Annotated in this window: 13 protein-coding genes; 12 read left to right on the top strand and 1 reads right to left on the bottom strand. The window is 47.0% G+C overall.

What is annotated here, in order from left to right:
* The first annotated feature begins 19 nt into the window (after positions 1 to 19).
* From ACU01J_RS03200 to ACU01J_RS03155, 10 genes are all read left to right on the top strand, one after another.
* Positions 20 to 1,846: a DUF294 nucleotidyltransferase-like domain-containing protein gene (locus tag ACU01J_RS03200; protein ID WP_481084387.1), complete on the top strand. Its 1,827-nt coding sequence runs from the start codon at positions 20 to 22 to the stop codon at positions 1,844 to 1,846.
* Between the two features lie 10 nt (positions 1,847 to 1,856).
* Positions 1,857 to 2,489, top strand: coding sequence for a 3'-5' exonuclease (locus tag ACU01J_RS03195; RefSeq protein WP_481084386.1), 633 nt, complete (start codon positions 1,857 to 1,859; stop codon positions 2,487 to 2,489).
* Positions 2,490 to 2,700: 211 nt separating this feature from the next.
* Positions 2,701 to 4,650 carry an acetate--CoA ligase gene (acs, locus tag ACU01J_RS03190; protein WP_481084385.1) on the top strand — a complete coding sequence of 650 codons (1,950 nt, stop codon included), beginning with the start codon at positions 2,701 to 2,703 and terminating at the stop codon, positions 4,648 to 4,650.
* 304 nt (positions 4,651 to 4,954) lie between these two features.
* The gene (gene aroQ, locus ACU01J_RS03185) at positions 4,955 to 5,404 is read left to right on the top strand and encodes a type II 3-dehydroquinate dehydratase (protein ID WP_481084384.1); all 450 of its coding nucleotides are present in this window, start codon (positions 4,955 to 4,957) and stop codon (positions 5,402 to 5,404) included.
* Positions 5,405 to 5,483: 79 nt separating this feature from the next.
* Entirely contained in the window at positions 5,484 to 5,939 is a 456-nt protein-coding gene (gene accB, locus ACU01J_RS03180) for an acetyl-CoA carboxylase biotin carboxyl carrier protein (RefSeq protein ID WP_481084383.1), read from the top strand.
* A gap of 15 nt (positions 5,940 to 5,954) precedes the next feature.
* A complete protein-coding gene (accC, locus tag ACU01J_RS03175) occupies positions 5,955 to 7,298 on the top strand; it encodes an acetyl-CoA carboxylase biotin carboxylase subunit (protein ID WP_481084382.1) in 1,344 nt (447 codons plus the stop codon).
* A gap of 201 nt (positions 7,299 to 7,499) precedes the next feature.
* The gene (gene prmA, locus ACU01J_RS03170; RefSeq protein ID WP_481084381.1) at positions 7,500 to 8,387 is read left to right on the top strand and encodes a 50S ribosomal protein L11 methyltransferase; all 888 of its coding nucleotides are present in this window, start codon (positions 7,500 to 7,502) and stop codon (positions 8,385 to 8,387) included.
* Positions 8,388 to 8,526: 139 nt separating this feature from the next.
* On the top strand, positions 8,527 to 9,489 hold the full coding sequence (gene dusB, locus ACU01J_RS03165) for a tRNA dihydrouridine synthase DusB (RefSeq protein ID WP_481084380.1): 963 nt from the start codon (positions 8,527 to 8,529) through the stop codon (positions 9,487 to 9,489).
* A 72-nt stretch (positions 9,490 to 9,561) separates the two neighbouring features.
* Positions 9,562 to 9,858: a DNA-binding transcriptional regulator Fis gene (fis, locus tag ACU01J_RS03160; RefSeq protein ID WP_000462885.1), complete on the top strand. Its 297-nt coding sequence runs from the start codon at positions 9,562 to 9,564 to the stop codon at positions 9,856 to 9,858.
* Between the two features lie 188 nt (positions 9,859 to 10,046).
* Positions 10,047 to 11,024, top strand: a complete 978-nt coding sequence (locus tag ACU01J_RS03155) for a GGDEF domain-containing protein (RefSeq protein ID WP_481084379.1) — start codon at positions 10,047 to 10,049, stop codon at positions 11,022 to 11,024.
* Here the strand turns inward: ACU01J_RS03155 and zntR are convergent.
* A complete protein-coding gene (zntR, locus tag ACU01J_RS03150) occupies positions 11,011 to 11,460 on the bottom strand; it encodes a Zn(2+)-responsive transcriptional regulator (protein WP_481084378.1) in 450 nt (149 codons plus the stop codon). The two genes, ACU01J_RS03155 and zntR, sit on opposite strands and share 14 nt — an antisense overlap.
* A gap of 284 nt (positions 11,461 to 11,744) precedes the next feature.
* On the opposite strand from zntR, the gene purH reads away from it, so the two are divergent.
* The gene (purH, locus tag ACU01J_RS03145) at positions 11,745 to 13,337 is read left to right on the top strand and encodes a bifunctional phosphoribosylaminoimidazolecarboxamide formyltransferase/IMP cyclohydrolase (protein WP_481084377.1); all 1,593 of its coding nucleotides are present in this window, start codon (positions 11,745 to 11,747) and stop codon (positions 13,335 to 13,337) included.
* Positions 13,338 to 13,451: 114 nt separating this feature from the next.
* Positions 13,452 to 14,741 (top strand): phosphoribosylamine--glycine ligase, encoded by a 1,290-nt coding sequence (purD, locus tag ACU01J_RS03140; RefSeq protein WP_481084376.1) that lies wholly within the window; start codon positions 13,452 to 13,454, stop codon positions 14,739 to 14,741.
* Positions 14,742 to 14,819: the final 78 nt, after the last annotated feature.

The raw sequence follows: 14,819 nt of genomic DNA, 5'->3' as shown, positions 1-14,819 counted from the left end.
ATTGCGTGAGTAGGTCAGTATGCCAGACAAATTTAATATGCATTCCCCGCCTTTCGATCGACTTGATGCCCAGCAGCAAAACCGTCTGCGTAGCTCACTCGATGTGGCTTACTTTCGCGCAAGAGAAACCTTACTGCAGGCCGGTGACACTAGCCAGCATCTGCATATTATTATCAAAGGTGCCGTTGAAGAACGCTCTCAAGATGACAGCGAAATCTTCGCCCACTACGCCAATGAAGACCTGTTTGATGTTCGAGCGTTATTTGAAACCTCGGTCAAACATAAGTACATCGCACTCGAAGATACGCTTGCCTATCTGCTGCCTAAATCTGTTTTCATTGAGCTGTACAACGAGAATGGCCAGTTCGCTGCTTACTTTGATACCAACCTTGCTCGTCGCCAAGAGTTGATTGAAGCGGCCCAACAGCAGCAAAACTTGGCTGAGTTTATTTTGACTAAAGTCGATAGTGAGATTTACCACCCGCCGATGGTGCTTTCTTCCGATCAGCCTCTTAATGAAGTCACCCAAACCCTGAAAGACAATGGCATCGATTCAGCACTAGTCCGTCTACATGATACAGATGTGCGATTGATTGATGATTTACACTCACTGCCCTATGGCATTATCACAAGAACCAATATGCTCCATGCGGTGATGCTCGACAATCACCCCCTAGATACCCCCGTTGGCAAAATCGCAACCTTTCCTGTGATTCACGTTGAGGATGGTGAGTTCCTTTTCAACGCCATGATCAAAATGACGCGCCACCGCGTTAAACGTGTCATGGTCGCGGATGGCAAAGACGCGGTCGGCATGCTCGACATGACCCAGATCCTCAGTGCCTTCTCGACCCACTCTCATGTATTAACCCTGAGTATTGCCCGCTCATCGAGTATTGAAGAGCTCGCCTTGGCCTCTAATCGCCAACGTCAGTTAGTCGAGAGCTTGCTCAGCAATGGCATTCGCACGCGCTTTATCATGGAGCTGATTTCAGCAGTCAATGAACAGATTATCGAGAAAGCCTTTGAACTGATTGTTCCCCCCGCCCTTCACGATCACTGTTGTTTGATCGTTTTAGGCTCAGAAGGGCGTGGTGAACAAATCCTTAAAACCGACCAAGATAATGCGCTTATCATCAAAGATGGACTGCAGTGGCATCAGTGCGAGTCCGTAATGGAGACTCTCACCCACACCTTGCAGCAACTCGGCTACCCACTCTGCCCTGGCAACGTGATGGTCAACAATCCTAAATGGGTCAAAACGCAAAGCGAGTGGAAGAGTACGATTAGCCAATGGTCGAGACCAAACTCCGCCCAGCAGGTGATGGATTTGGCGATCTTTACTGACGCTCACGCCGTCGCGGGAAATACCAGTTTATTAGAGCCGATTAGCGAGCATCTTAAGCAAATCATGAAAGGCAACATGCTTGCGTTGCAAGATTTCTCTCGTCCAGCGTTACAATTCTCACTGCCGCTCACTCTGTTTGGCAATGTCAAAAAAGATAAGCAAGGCATCGATGTCAAAAGTGGCGGTATTTTCCCGATCGTTCACGGTATTCGTACCCTTTCGTTGGAATATGGTATCGAAGAGAAGAACACCTTCGAGAGAATAGAGGCTTTGCGTATCAAGCGCATTTTAGAGCCCGATACCGCTGACAACCTCAGTGAAGCCTTGAAACTATTGTTTAAACTACGCCTTCACCAGCAGCTGACTAATCAGCACAGCCACAATCGTATCGACCTCAAACAAATCGATCGAACCGAGCGTGACTTACTCAGACATAGCTTGCATGTAGTGAAAAAGTTTAAGCAGTTCTTAGGCTATCACTATCAAATCAGAGACTAGAGGCAGCGGTATGAACTGGTTTCGACGACGTTATTGGTATTACAAACTGAAAGGCTCGCCCTATCAGTCACTCTTCTCTTCAGTCGCCAAAGGGGAGTATGTCTCTCTTGACTGTGAAACCACCAGTTTAGATCCTAAAAGGGCTGAGCTGGTTACCATCGCTGCCACCAAAATCATTGATAACCGGATTATTACTAGCAAGCCATTTGAAGTGCGTTTACGTGCCCCGCAATCACTCGACTCAGGCTCAGTCAAAATTCATCACATTCGACATCAAGACCTCGTCGATGGTATTGATGAGAAACAAGCGCTTATCCAACTATTAGAGTTCATCGGAAATCGACCACTGGTGGGCTACCACATCCGCTACGACAAGAAAATTCTCGACCTCGCGTGCTGCAAACAACTTGGCTTTCCACTGCCAAATCCACTGATTGAAGTGAGTCAGATCTACCACGACAAGCTGGAAAAGCATTTGCCAAATGCCTATTTCGACCTCAGTTTGGACGCGATCTGTAGACACTTAGATCTGCCATTACAGAACAAACATGACGCTCTGCAAGATGCCATTGCTGCCGCACTTATCTTCGTTCGGCTAACAAAAGGTGATCTACCTAGCCTAAATCTGCCCTACACACGCTAATGTAAGCTTAGATCTAACTCTCAATTTCAAACATAGTTCTTTCATTTTTAAGCAGATTTCTCTCTCTCATCCTAAAGTCTAATTGTCGAATCTTCGCGCGTGATTGAAAGTTAAAGGCACAGGGATTTTACGACGTCAGGGTCAGGTGACCTTATCGTTTTAAACGGACACTTGCTCGATTCGGGTTGAATAGAGCACAAGGAGATAAGCAATGAGTGAAGCCCACATTTATCCGGTAAAAGAGAACATCAAAAAAAATACACACGCGGATAACGATACTTACCAAACCATGTACCAACAGTCTGTAACAGACCCTATTGGTTTCTGGAGTGAACACGGCAAGATTGTCGATTGGATTAAGCCTTTCACTCAAGTTAAGAATACTTCTTTCGATACAGGCCACGTCGATATTCGTTGGTTTGAAGATGGCACGCTCAACGTATCTGCAAACTGTATTGACCGTCACCTAGCCGAGCGCGGTGACGAAGTCGCTATTATTTGGGAAGGCGACGATCCAAATGATGATGCGACACTGACTTTTAAAGAACTGCACAAAGAAGTGTGTGAGTTTTCTAACGCACTAAAAGAGCAAGGCGTGCGCAAAGGCGACGTAGTTTGTTTGTACATGCCAATGGTGACAGAAGCGGCGGTTGCGATGCTGGCTTGTACTCGTATCGGTGCGGTTCACACTGTGGTATTCGGCGGTTTCTCTCCTGAAGCCCTATCTGGCCGTATTATCGATTCAGACGCGAAAGTCGTCATTACTGCTGACGAAGGCGTTCGTGGTGGCCGTGCGGTTCCACTGAAGAAAAACGTTGATGAAGCACTGACCAACCCTGAAGTGAAAACCATCGAGAAAGTGATTGTCATGAAACGCACGGGCGGTGATGTAGATTGGCATGAGCACCGTGACGTTTGGTGGCATGAAGCAACAGCGAACGTTTCTTCAGACTGTCCACCAGAAGAGATGAAAGCAGAAGATCCGTTATTTATCCTTTACACGTCAGGCTCAACAGGCAAACCAAAAGGCGTACTTCACACCACAGGCGGTTACCTCGTTTATGCTGCGATGACGTTTAAATACGTATTCGATTACCAACCAGGAGAAACCTTCTGGTGTACGGCTGATGTGGGTTGGATTACTGGCCACACTTATCTAATCTACGGACCACTGGCAAACGGTGCCAAGACGATTCTATTCGAAGGCGTGCCTAACTACCCAAGCACTAACCGTATGAGCCAAGTGGTCGATAAGCACCAAGTCAACATCCTTTACACAGCGCCAACCGCTATTCGTGCGCTAATGGCGAAAGGCAATGAAGCGGTTGAAGGCACCTCGCGTAGCAGCCTACGTATTATGGGCTCGGTTGGTGAACCAATTAACCCTGAAGCTTGGGAGTGGTACTACAAAACCATCGGTAACGAAAACTCACCGATCGTTGATACATGGTGGCAAACTGAAACTGGCGGTATCTTGATTGCGCCACTTCCAGGTGCGACAGACCTAAAACCAGGTTCAGCAACTCGTCCATTCTTCGGTGTTCAACCTGCTCTAGTTGATAACATGGGTAACATCATTGAGGGCGCGACGGACGGTAACCTTGTCATTCTAGATTCATGGCCAGGTCAGATGCGTACCGTTTACGGTGACCATGAACGTTTCGAACAGACTTACTTCTCTACCTTTAAAGGCATGTACTTCACTAGTGATGGTGCTCGCCGTGATGAAGATGGTTACTACTGGATCACTGGCCGTGTTGATGACGTACTAAACGTATCTGGTCACCGCATGGGTACTGCAGAGATCGAATCGGCACTGGTGGCTCACGATAAGATTGCAGAAGCAGCAATTGTCGGTATTCCACACGATATTAAAGGTCAGGCAATCTACGCTTACATCACGCTAAATGATGGTGAGTACCCAAGTGCTGAACTCCACGCTGAAGTAAAGAACTGGGTACGTAAAGAGATTGGCCCAATCGCGACACCTGACGTACTGCACTGGACAGACTCTCTGCCGAAGACTCGCTCAGGTAAGATCATGCGTCGTATCCTACGTAAGATTGCAACCGGTGATACCAGCAACTTAGGTGATACATCAACGCTAGCGGATCCAAGCGTGGTTGATAAGTTGATTGCGGAAAAAGCTGAACTGGCTTAATCCCTGTTTAAAACAGTCTAATTGAAGCAAAGCCGTCACTCATGTGGCGGCTTTTTTGATTGTTAGAGCACAAAACCGCTCCGTCAAATGGATCGAAAGTGACCAGTTTTGTTACCTTGGTAGCAAAATCGCCCCACTCTTCTGGGTGATTAGACCAGTAAATTGCTGCTAAATGTGCTGAATTAGCTATAATCTGGGTCTATTTCAAAGATCCAGACAAATTTCTTACAAAGAAATCATGCTGAATCCGCGATAATATGGGAATATCTAAGTTCGTCTCATGTATTAGGAAGATAGCGACACAATGACAGCAAAATCACGCATTCTTGTCTTAAACGGTCCAAATCTGAACTTGTTGGGGCTACGTGAACCGGCACATTACGGTTCTCAGACGCTTGCACAAATCATCGATTCACTGGCCAAACAAGCAGAACTTGCAGGTGTAGAACTGGAACATCTACAGTCAAATCGCGAGTACGAACTGATTGAACGAATCCACGCAGCTTATGGCAACGTGGATTTTATCATTATCAACCCAGCAGCTTTCACACACACCAGTGTGGCACTGCGAGACGCCCTACTTGGCGTTGCGATCCCATTTATCGAAGTGCACTTATCTAATGTGCATGCCCGAGAGCCTTTCCGTCATCACTCTTACCTGTCTGATAAAGCAGAAGGGGTGATTTGTGGTTTAGGTGCTCAAGGCTACGAATTCGCTCTGTCTGCAGCAATCAAACAATTGCAGGCAAAGTAACTTAATTACTTTAAAAGTAAACAAACACTCTGCAGCTCTACGGAGCTGTCTTATTCACAAGATAAAAGAGAAAGAAAAAATGGATATCCGTAAAATCAAGAAGCTTATCGAGTTAGTAGAAGAATCTGGCATTGCTGAGCTAGAGATCTCTGAAGGTGAAGAGTCGGTACGCATCAGCCGTAACGGTACAGCGGCACCAGCACCTGTACACTACGCTGCAGCACCTGCGCCTGTAGCAGCACCTGCACCAGCGGCGGCACCTGCTCCAGCAGCAGAAGCGGCAGCACCAGCAGTTCCTGCGGGCCACCAAGTTCTTTCTCCAATGGTAGGTACTTTCTACCGTTCTCCAAGTCCAGACGCGAAATCATTCGTAGAAGTTGGCCAAAGCGTTAGCGCTGGCGACACGCTATGTATCGTTGAAGCAATGAAGATGATGAACCAAATCGAAGCTGACAAGTCTGGCGTAGTAACTGCAATCCTAGTTGAAGACGGCCAACCAGTTGAATTCGACCAACCACTTGTTGTTATCGAATAATAGAGGCTCTCTCTTATGCTAGATAAATTAGTCATCGCGAACCGAGGTGAAATTGCACTTCGTATCCTTCGCGCATGTAAAGAATTAGGCATCAAAACAGTTGCGGTTCACTCAACTGCTGACCGTGACCTAAAACACGTACTGCTTGCAGACGAAGCGATTTGTATCGGCCCTGCTCGTGGTATCGACAGCTACCTAAACATCCCTCGCATTATTTCAGCGGCAGAAGTAACAGGCGCAGTTGCGATTCACCCAGGCTACGGCTTCCTATCTGAGAACGCAGACTTCGCAGAGCAAGTAGAACGCAGCGGCTTTATCTTTGTTGGTCCAAAAGCGGAAACAATCCGCATCATGGGTGACAAGGTTTCTGCTATCACAGCAATGAAAAAAGCAGGCGTACCTTGTGTACCGGGTTCTGATGGTCCTTTGGATGATGACGAAGCGAAAAACAAAGCACACGCGAAACGCATTGGCTACCCAGTAATCATCAAAGCCTCTGGTGGCGGCGGTGGTCGTGGTATGCGTGTTGTTCGTTCTGAGAAAGAGCTAACAGAAGCAATCGCAATGACACGTGCAGAAGCAAAATCGTGCTTCAACAACGATATGGTTTACATGGAGAAATTCCTAGAAAACCCACGTCACGTTGAAGTTCAGGTGATTGCTGATGGCCAAGGCGGTGCAATCCACCTAGGTGAACGTGACTGTTCAATGCAGCGTCGTCACCAGAAAGTGGTTGAAGAAGCACCAGCTCCAGGTATTACTGAAGAGATGCGTAAATACATCGGCGAACGTTGTACTCGTGCATGTCTAGAGATCGGTTACCGCGGCGCAGGTACGTTTGAGTTCCTATACGAAAACGGCGAATTCTACTTCATTGAAATGAACACGCGTATTCAGGTTGAGCACCCAGTAACTGAAATGGTGACTGGCGTTGACCTAATTAAAGAACAGCTACGTGTTGCTGCAGGTCAGCCACTGTCATTCACTCAAGATGACATTAAGATCCGCGGCCATGCTATCGAGTGTCGTATCAATGCTGAAGACCCAGAGCGCTTCCTGCCTTCTCCAGGTAAGATTGAACGCTTCCACGCTCCTGGCGGTATGGGTGTTCGTTGGGAGTCGCACATCTACACGGGTTACACAGTCCCACCTCACTACGACTCAATGATCGGTAAGCTGATCACTTTCGGTGAGAACCGTGATGTAGCCATTGCTCGCATGAAGAATGCACTAAGCGAAATGATTGTTGAAGGCATCAAAGTGAACGTATCTCTACAAGAGTCGATCATGAATGATGAAAACTTCCAACACGGCGGTGCTAACATTCATTACCTAGAGAAGAAACTAGGTCTACAGTAAGTGTAAAGTTACGAGTTACGAGTTACGAGTTACGAGTTACGAGAATACATTCTCTCTAGCAACTAGCAACTCTGATTCTATTTTAAAATGCTCACTTCGGTGGGCATTTTTGTTTTAGGGTATTTATTAACCTATAAAAACGCCCGTTTTCTGCTAAACTCTGCGCCAAATCACATCAATCAATGTAAAGAGCTCATACTCATGCCTTGGATTCAAATCAAACTCAATGCGACCAATGAAAACGCTGAACAGATCGGCGATATGCTTATGGAAGAGACTGGTGCGCTGTCTGTCACCTTTCTAGACGCACAAGATACGCCTGTATTCGAGCCTCTACCGGGTGAAACTCGTCTTTGGGGTGATACGGATATCCTCGCGCTGTATGACGCTGAGGCAGACACTCAGTTCATTCTTGAGCAAACCAAGCTAAGTGGGCTACTGACTGAAGGTTTCGCTTACAAAGTCGAGCAGCTTGAAGATAAAGATTGGGAACGCGAATGGATGGATAACTTCCACCCAATGAAGTTCGGTGAACGTCTATGGATTTGCCCAAGCTGGCGCGAAATCCCAGAACCTAACGCGGTCAACGTGATGCTTGATCCAGGTCTCGCATTTGGCACAGGTACTCACCCAACGACAGCGCTATGTCTTGAGTGGCTTGAAGGCCTAGACCTTACTGGCAAAACCGTCATCGACTTTGGTTGTGGCTCTGGCATCTTGGCGATCGCCGCGATCAAACTGGGTGCTGAAAAAGTTATCGGGATCGATATTGATCCTCAAGCACTACTAGCTTCAAAAGACAATGCCGAGCGTAACGGCGTTGCTGACCAACTGGAAGTCTTCCTACCTCAAGACCAACCTGAAGGCCTGATTGCTGACGTTGTAGTAGCCAACATTCTGGCTGGTCCACTGCGCGATCTTTCATCGATTATTAAGTCTCTGGTTAAGCCAAATGGTGAGCTTGCGATGTCAGGCGTACTGGATACGCAAGCTGAAGATGTTGCGAACTACTACCGTGACGAGCTTCACATTGATCCTATCAAAGAGCAAAGTGAATGGTGTCGCATCTCTGGTCGCAAGCAAGGCTAGATAAGACTTTGCGAGCTAATTGACTGATTTTTGGGCATTTTGCGAAAACAATTTGTAAATGCTCAAATATTAGTCTTTTCACAGCGCAAAAAAATGCGTAAAATGCGCGCCCTTGCTGGTACTAAGCTGTGAAGACGTTTTGAAAATCGGAAACCACCAACTTAAGAACAATCTCATCGTTGCCCCTATGGCTGGCGTAACGGATAGACCATTCCGTGAGTTGTGCCTCCGCTATGGTGCTGGGATGGCCGTCAGTGAAATGATGTCGTCAAACCCAAAGCTATGGAAAACGTCAAAGTCGAAGCAACGCATGGTGCATGAAGGCGAATCGGGCATTCGCTCTGTACAGATTGCGGGAGCCGACCCACAACTTATGGCCGACGCTGCTCAGTTTAGTGTTGAAAACGGTGCGCAAATCATCGATATCAACATGGGCTGTCCAGCAAAGAAAGTGAATAAGAAGCTAGCCGGCTCAGCGCTGCTACAGTACCCAGATATTATTAAAGATATTCTGCAAGCTGTAGTGAACGCCGTGGATGTCCCTGTGACATTGAAAACCCGTACTGGCTGGGACACGGATAATAAAAACTGCGTCCAAATCGCTAAATTAGCCGAAGACTGCGGCATACAAGCTTTGGCCCTTCATGGGCGTACGAAAGCGTGTATGTACAAAGGTGAGGCCGAATACGACAGCATTAAAGCGGTAAAACAAGCGATCTCTATTCCGGTTATTGCTAACGGTGATATCGATAGCCCAGAGAAAGCGAAATTTGTCCTAGAGTACACAGGGGCAGACGCTTTAATGATTGGACGCCCTGCCCAAGGTCGTCCGTGGATTTTCCAGGAAATCCAACATTTTTTGGAAACCGGCACCTCGATGCCTGATCTTCCTTACTCGGAAGTGAAAGACATCCTGCTTGGTCATGTGAATGCCCTACATAGTTTCTATGGAGAGTATTTAGGCCCACGAATCGCGCGTAAGCACGTTGGCTGGTATCTAAAAGAGCATGAACAGGCAAGTGAGTTTCGCCGTACCTTCAACGCCATCGACGCAGCTGAGCTGCAACTTGAAGCGTTAGAAGAGTATTTTGATAAAGCCTAAATAGTTGAAGCTACAGCTTCAAATATGACGGGTAAACGTTGCATCATAATTAAGAGAAGAGCTAGACCGAATATGTTCGAACAAAATCTGACTTCAGAAGCATTAACAGTAACTACAGTAACGTCACAAGACCAGATTACTCAAAAGCCTTTGCGTGACTCTGTTAAAGCATCTCTTAAAAACTACTTGGCTCAACTAAACGGCCAAGAAGTAACTGAACTATACGAATTAGTTCTAGCTGAAGTTGAACAGCCACTACTAGATACTATCATGCAGTACACTCGCGGTAACCAAACTCGCGCAGCAACTATGATGGGCATCAACCGCGGTACTCTTCGCAAAAAACTTAAAAAATACGGCATGAACTAATCGTTCATTCGGTATGATTAAAATTGAAAACCGGACTCACCTTTGAGTCCGTTTTTTTTATTGACTGCCGATATTGTTACGATCGATGTCATGTGGTTAAACATTCACCAAACTGTGATCCATTACGATTGCACCCTACTTTAGTCGATATATAATGACTAATTACGTCTAGGGATAGGTCCATTTACATGGTTGATATGCAAAGAGAAGAATGGCTGAGCCTGCTCCTTAAAGAGCTGCCAGAACGTCTGATCGTGATTGACCATCAAGGGCTCATCGTTGATGCATTCAGTGACGCTGACCATACAGGTATTCCCTACCCTCTCAACAATACCCAAGTTTTCTATGACCAAGCGCCTTGCGCTATTGCAACACACTTGAAGGATTGCTTTGAGATCGCTCTCTCTCAGGGAAGTCACTGCTCTTCACGCTATTCATTGAATCCTAGTCAATTGCTGCAACTATCTATTGAAATGCTGCAAGAGTGGGAAGAGGTCGAAGAACGTTGGTTTGAAGCGACATTTAAACCGGTCACACTATCAAACGGTCAGCGTTACGTTCTGTGGCAAGAGAAAGAGATCACCCAAGCACACCAAAAAGAAGTGGAGCTAAAACGCCAAGCAGAAACGGATGAGCTTACCGGAGTGCTCAATCGCCGAGCCTTTACTCTGGGCCTCGAAAAAGCTTTCGATCATCCGAATCAACCACTACTTTCCTGCTTAATGGTCGATATTGACCATTTTAAAGAGATCAATGATCAGGTCGGCCACCTGTCAGGCGATGAAGTGATCACTCAGGTTGCACAGATCTGCCAAGGGCTCATTCGCTCAAGCGACTACATTGGTCGATTAGGTGGTGAAGAATTTGGGATAGTACTTTCACATACCAATGCAATTCAAGCCTACGATATCGCAGAGCGTATTCGTCAATCGATAGAAACCACACCGTGTCGAGTCGATAACCATATTATCTACCCGACGGTTAGCATCGGCATTGCAGAAGTTAATAGCCAAGTTAGCTCTATTCGCGAACTATTAGTGCAAGCCGATAAAGCGATGTACTACTCCAAGCAAACTGGGCGTAATCAGGTGACGATCTACTACGATAACTTACCTGACATCCAGACCAATACTGAGCTAAAAACCACCATTCTTAAAGCTTCTTAAACGACTTCTTACAGCAAATTGATGCGGGCTGTTCTTCGCTTGCGAGTGCACCCAATATAGAGCAATGGCTGGCATCATCATCGATATGGCCGCAGCAGGCATCGTTGATTTTCTTTAGTGCCGAGCGAATCCGTGTCAGTTCAGTGATTTTTTCATCAATCACTGAAAGTTTTGCCGTTGTAATTGCCTTCACTTCCGCGCAGCTGTGCTCGGTAGCTTCCAATTTAATTTCCAGCAGTTCGCGAATCTCTTCAAGGCTTAGCCCTAAATCCTTCGCTTTAAGAATAAAGCTGACCTGTTTTTGGTTGTCTTCATTATAAAGACGATAACCTGACTCACTGCGACCTGCAGGCTTGATTAACTGGTTTTTCTCGTAAAATCGCAGCGTATCTGCGGTCACATTACAGTTTTTTGCCAGTTCTCCAATCTGAAACATAACTTTTCCTATTAACTGTTTCGTTACTTTTTACCGATAAAGACAAGGTTTTTGCAATTAATTTTGCGATGCCAAACGATTGCGCGAGCTTTTTTGTAATAAATTAGTTAGAATGTGCGCCATCAAACTCAGAGACTATTCTATCACCAGTATTTACTGGAAAGGTCTTTACCAAAACTGGCCAATATTCTGCTCAGCTAGACGTAGCAATAGTAGAAACAAGTTCATTTTTGGCAAATATCTTTATCTTTCATATTAACTCTGTGACTTTGAGGAATTGAAGCATGACTAACGCTCGTCCTATTCGCCGCGCTCTGATCAGCGTATCAGACAAAACTGGTATTGTTGAGTTTGCCCAAGCTCTAGCTAACCGTGGCGTTGATATTCTATCAACTGGTGGTACGGCTCGCCTACTAGCAGAAAAAGGCATCTCTGTAACTGAGGTATCAGACTACACTGGTTTCCCTGAAATGATGGACGGTCGTGTTAAGACTCTGCACCCTAAAGTTCACGGTGGTGTCTTAGGCCGTCGCGGTCAAGACGATGAAGTGATGGAAACGCACGGCATCAACCCGATCGATATGGTTGTAGTAAACCTATACCCATTCGCAGAAACAGTAGCAAAAGAAGGCTGTACGCTAGCTGATGCGGTTGAGAACATCGACATCGGCGGTCCAACTATGGTTCGCTCTGCAGCGAAAAACCACAAAGACGTGACTATCGTTGTGAATGCTCACGACTACGAGCGTGTTATCGCTGAAATGGACGCAAACGAGAAATCTCTCACTCTAGAGACTCGCTTCGACCTCGCTATCGCAGCATTTGAGCACACAGCCTCTTACGATGGTATGATCGCTAACTACTTCGGCACTATGGTTCCTTCTTACGGAGAGAACAAAGAGGGTGACGAAGAGAGCAAGTTCCCTCGCACGTTCAACCAACAGTTCGAGAAAAAACAAGACATGCGCTACGGTGAGAACAGCCACCAAGCCGCAGCTTTCTACGTTGAAGCAAACCCTGAAGAAGCATCGGTTTCGACAGCTCGCCAAATTCAAGGTAAAGCGCTTTCTTACAACAACATCGCCGACACTGACGCCGCCCTTGAGTGTGTGAAAGAATTTGACGAGCCAGCATGTGTCATTGTTAAGCACGCGAACCCATGTGGTGTCGCACTAGGTGGTAGCATCCTAGAAGCTTACGACCGTGCTTACAAAACTGACCCAACGTCTGCATTTGGCGGCATTATCGCCTTCAACCAAGAGCTAGACGCAGAAACAGCAACAGCTATCGTTGAGCGCCAATTTGTTGAAGTCATCATCGCCCCTTCTGTATCAGCTGAAGCAATTGAAGTGGTAGCAGCTAAGAAGAACGTTCGCCTACTAGAATGTGGCGAGTGGACAACTAAAACGACTGGCTTTGATGTTAAACGCGTTAACGGCGGCCTACTGGTTCAAGACCGTGACCAAGGCATGGTTAGCTTAGATGACCTTAAAGTAGTGTCTAAGCGCCAACCAACCGAAGAAGAGTTAAAAGACGCGCTATTCTGCTGGAAGGTAGCGAAATACGTGAAATCAAACGCAATTGTTTACTCGAAAGGCGACATGACTATCGGTGTCGGCGCTGGCCAAATGAGCCGCGTGTACTCAGCGAAGATTGCAGGTATCAAAGCTGCAGACGAAGGTCTACAGGTTGAAGGTTGCGTAATGGCATCAGATGCGTTCTTCCCATTCCGTGATGGTATCGACGCAGCTGCAGAAGCGGGCATTAAGTGTGTTATCCAACCTGGCGGCTCTATGCGTGATGACGAAGTTATCGCTGCAGCAGATGAACATGGTATGGCGATGATCTTTACCGGAATGCGTCACTTCCGTCATTAGAGAGATACGAGAGCGCTTCGCGCAGAGTCGAGAGCAACGAGTACGGTCAACAGCAATCACTCGAAGCTCTCTACTCGATACTCGAAGCTAAGCAATTTGATTGAAGGATTTAAAATGAACGTACTTATCATCGGTGCTGGCGGTCGTGAGCATGCACTAGGCTGGAAAGCAGCACAAAACCCAAATGTTGAGACAGTATTTGTTGCACCTGGTAATGCAGGTACAGCGCTTGAACCAAAGCTTGAGAACGTAAACATCGACGTTGAAGCCATCTCTGAGCTGGTTGCTTTCGCTCAAGAGAAGAAAATCGAACTAACGATTGTTGGCCCTGAAGCGCCACTAGTTATCGGTGTGGTTGATGCTTTCCGCGAAGCTGGTCTACCGATCTTCGGCCCAACCGAAGCGGCTGCGCAACTAGAAGGCTCAAAAGCATTCACCAAAGACTTCCTAGCGCGCCACAAGATCCCAACAGGCGCTTATGCCAACTTCACTGAAATTGAGCCAGCTCTAGCTTACGTCCGTGAACAAGGCGCTCCTATCGTAGTGAAAGCTGACGGTCTTGCTGCAGGTAAAGGGGTTATCGTTGCGATGACTCTAAAAGAAGCAGAAGACGCAATCAAAGACATGCTGGCTGGCAATGCATTCGGTGAAGCCGGTAGCCGCGTGGTTATCGAAGAATTCCTTGAAGGTGAAGAAGCGAGCTTCATCGTGATGGTTGACGGTCAAAGCGTTCTACCAATGGCCACCAGCCAAGATCACAAACGTGTCGGCGACAAAGATACAGGCCCTAACACTGGCGGTATGGGGGCTTACTCTCCTGCTCCTGTTGTTACACCTGAAATCCATGAGCGTATTCTTGAAGAAGTTATCTACCCTACCGTGCGCGGTATGGATGCGGAAGGTCACCCATACACAGGTTTCCTTTACGCGGGTCTTATGATCGACAAAGATGGCACGCCGAAGGTCATCGAGTACAACTGCCGCTTCGGTGATCCAGAAACACAACCTATCATGATGCGTATGGAGTCTGACCTTGTTGAGCTATGCCTAATGGCGATCGATGAGAAGTTAGATGAAGCAGAGTCTAAATGGGATCCTCGCGCATCTATCGGCGTCGTCCTAGCGGCTGGCGGTTACCCTGCTGACTACGCGAAAGGCGATGTGATTTCACTACCAGATGAGCACGCTGACGATCAGAAGATTTTCCACGCTGGTACCGCAAATAACGCTGCGGGTGAAGTGGTGACGAATGGCGGTCGAGTACTGTGTGCAACGGCACTCGGTAACAGTGTTTCCGAAGCGCAAGAGAAAGCATACGCACTGGCTAAGCAGGTTAGCTGGAATGGTATGTTCCACCGCAACGACATCGGCTACCGCGCGATTGCACGTGAGCAAGAGAAATAAATAACAATTTCAGTTTGGCTAACTGACTAGAAGTAAAAAGGCGCTCAATGAGCGCCTTTTGTTTATCTGTTAAACGTA

This window comes from Vibrio sp. 2433-A1, from assembly GCF_056726085.1.
This window is presented reverse-complemented; position numbering and strand designations above follow the sequence as displayed.

What these genes read in the sequence shown, in the direction of transcription:
- ACU01J_RS03200 (WP_481084387.1), top strand. Translation starts at nt 20, where the DNA reads ATGCCAGACAAATTTAATATGCATTCCCCGCCTTTCGATCGACTTGAT.
- ACU01J_RS03195 (WP_481084386.1), top strand. Translation starts at nt 1,857, where the DNA reads ATGAACTGGTTTCGACGACGTTATTGGTATTACAAACTGAAAGGCTCG.
- acs (WP_481084385.1), top strand. Translation starts at nt 2,701, where the DNA reads ATGAGTGAAGCCCACATTTATCCGGTAAAAGAGAACATCAAAAAAAAT.
- aroQ (WP_481084384.1), top strand. Translation starts at nt 4,955, where the DNA reads ATGACAGCAAAATCACGCATTCTTGTCTTAAACGGTCCAAATCTGAAC.
- accB (WP_481084383.1), top strand. Translation starts at nt 5,484, where the DNA reads ATGGATATCCGTAAAATCAAGAAGCTTATCGAGTTAGTAGAAGAATCT.
- accC (WP_481084382.1), top strand. Translation starts at nt 5,955, where the DNA reads ATGCTAGATAAATTAGTCATCGCGAACCGAGGTGAAATTGCACTTCGT.
- prmA (WP_481084381.1), top strand. Translation starts at nt 7,500, where the DNA reads ATGCCTTGGATTCAAATCAAACTCAATGCGACCAATGAAAACGCTGAA.
- fis (WP_000462885.1), top strand. Translation starts at nt 9,562, where the DNA reads ATGTTCGAACAAAATCTGACTTCAGAAGCATTAACAGTAACTACAGTA.
- ACU01J_RS03155 (WP_481084379.1), top strand. Translation starts at nt 10,047, where the DNA reads ATGGTTGATATGCAAAGAGAAGAATGGCTGAGCCTGCTCCTTAAAGAG.
- zntR (WP_481084378.1), bottom strand. Translation starts at nt 11,460, where the DNA reads ATGTTTCAGATTGGAGAACTGGCAAAAAACTGTAATGTGACCGCAGAT.
- purH (WP_481084377.1), top strand. Translation starts at nt 11,745, where the DNA reads ATGACTAACGCTCGTCCTATTCGCCGCGCTCTGATCAGCGTATCAGAC.
- purD (WP_481084376.1), top strand. Translation starts at nt 13,452, where the DNA reads ATGAACGTACTTATCATCGGTGCTGGCGGTCGTGAGCATGCACTAGGC.